The following is a 1997-nucleotide window of genomic DNA, read 5'->3' as shown; positions in this document are numbered from 1 at the left end:
GTGGCCCCTCTTGTACGACGTCTCGTCGATGCCGATGCGGCGCACGCCGTCGAACCTCGAGGCGCCGCGCGCGGCCTCCAGCTCGGCGTAGACGCGCCTGCACACGCCGCCCACGCTGTGCCACTCGACGCGGGCGAGCTCGGAGACCGCCGAGGCGGTGCAGCGGACCGCCAGCCACGCCACCCAGTCCTCGAAGTCGCGCGTGAAGCGCGCCCCGTGCCGCGCCCAGGGGACGGCCTCGGTGCGCACGCCGTGCTCCGGGCAGCGCACCCTGCAGGGCGCGTACTCCAGGTAGCAGGCCGAGCGCGCCAGGTCCATCGCCCTCCACAGCCTGGGGGCCCCGCGGTTCTCCATGTCGTAGAAGTCGCAGGCCCTGCCGCATACGGGGCAGCGGCGCTGCTCGCGCTTGTAGGGCCGGACGCTCACGACGATGCGCTCGGCCTCGATGCGCGCGCCCAGGACGACCGTGCGGGCCAGACCGAGGGCGAGAAGTAGTAGACTCTTCATGCGTCACACCTCTTCGGTTGTCTGAATTTGGCTTAGCAATCATAGGCGGATGACGCGGAAACGGCCCCTCCCGGGGCCGTTTCAGTTCCAGATCGTTGTTTTCGCCCGCTGAGCTGGGCCTATGCCGGAATCTCTCCCACAGAAACCACCGAAGAGCCCATTTTTTTGTGTAAAAAGGACGAGTGAAATATAATGCTTAAAAAATATTGGATAAAATGTCCGATTTGTAACGGAAAGACGAGAGTTCAAGTATTTCATAATACTGTATTAAAAGATTTTCCTCTTTTCTGCCCTAAATGCAAATTGACGCATATCATTGATGTAGAAAAATTAGAGATTGTAATCAAAAATACAGAAAAACAAACTTTTATTATTTAGAAGAAAGGATATAAAAATGAAACGTTTACCTAAATATACGCCTGCGGAAGTACGGAATGATCCATACGGATTTACTTACAAAGAAATGTCGGAAGTTATTGGCGAGAATGAAGCAAAAGCCTTATATGAAGAATTATATAAGCAATTACCACGCAAAAAAATCTATCAATGTTGGTAAAAAATATTTGCAAAAGCAGTGATACTGAAAAGTATGTTTACGAACTGAAAGACAACAAATACATTGAAACGGTTTTTATCAAGCGGCGAGATGGTGGAACTGTTTGCGTGAGCACACAAGTCGGTTGTCCTGTTGGTTGTATTTTTTGTGAGTCCGGGCGAAATGGCTTTGTTCGTAATCTAACATCGTCAGAAATCGTACAACAGATTATATTGTTGCGTCGAAAAGTAAACCGTATCGTTTTTATGGGTATGGGAGAGCCTTTATTCAATTATGACAACTTGATAAAAGCAATCCATATTCTCCGAGATAGATATGGGCTCAACTTTCCAACCGACGGCATTACCATATCAACAGTTGGTCCGGTCGATCAATTAAAAAAATTGCGCGAGGAACATCTTAAAATTCAGTTGACAATATCTTTACACGCAGCAACACAATCTGCAAGAAATCGTATTATTCCTCACATGCGCATATATGCTATTGAAGATGTTGTTAAGCAAGCCTTATCCTATTCTGAAAGGCATAATCGCAAAATTGTCTTTGCGTATTTGCTTTTACCGGGTATAAATGACCGGCCCTCAGATGTAAGACAACTTGCAAAATGGTTTCGGGGCAAAAAAGTTATGATTAACGTGTTACAATACAACCCAACAAGCAATTCAAGAATTAAAGCACCACAGAAACGGGAAATAGTTGCATTCAAACATCAATTAGAGCAAGCAGGACTTGAAGTTACTATAAGAGTTTCTCATGGCAGAGAGATTAACGCGGCTTGTGGACAGTTAGCTAACACATATAATAAATTCAAAAAAAATGATTAAAAGTGCCAGACGCATAGACGCAGAGCCGATAACGCATTAGGTCAAAAAACCTATGTGTTATCGGCTTTTTTAGAGGCTTCGGTAGTTTGTGTGACAAGGGGCTAGCCTAG

The 1997-nt window shown here is 47.2% G+C and carries 2 protein-coding genes and 1 pseudogene; 2 read left to right on the top strand and 1 reads right to left on the bottom strand.

The genetic code is table 11. The annotated features are described in order from the left end of the window. Nucleotides 1-507, bottom strand: a 507-nt coding sequence (locus DXD49_RS09515; protein WP_199569035.1) for a transposase family protein, incomplete at its 3' end; no start/stop codon positions are given. Between the two features lie 192 nt (nucleotides 508-699). Here DXD49_RS09515 and DXD49_RS09510 point away from each other — a divergent pair. Together DXD49_RS09510 and rlmN are read left to right on the top strand one after the other, a co-directional pair. After that, complete coding sequence (locus DXD49_RS09510) at nucleotides 700-885, top strand: cysteine-rich KTR domain-containing protein (RefSeq protein ID WP_003431289.1); 186 nt, start codon at nucleotides 700-702, stop codon at nucleotides 883-885. 16 nt (nucleotides 886-901) lie between these two features. Then, nucleotides 902-1887, top strand: a pseudogene (gene rlmN / locus DXD49_RS09505) (23S rRNA (adenine(2503)-C(2))-methyltransferase RlmN). Nucleotides 1888-1997 lie beyond the last annotated feature (110 nt).

This window comes from Collinsella sp. TM05-38 (genome assembly GCF_003466445.1).
Lineage (GTDB): Bacteria > Actinomycetota > Coriobacteriia > Coriobacteriales > Coriobacteriaceae > Collinsella.
This window is presented reverse-complemented; position numbering and strand designations above follow the sequence as displayed.

Excerpts from the sequence above, each read along its gene's own strand:
- DXD49_RS09510 (WP_003431289.1), top strand. The coding sequence starts at position 700 with ATGCTTAAAAAATATTGGATAAAATGTCCGATTTGTAACGGAAAGACG.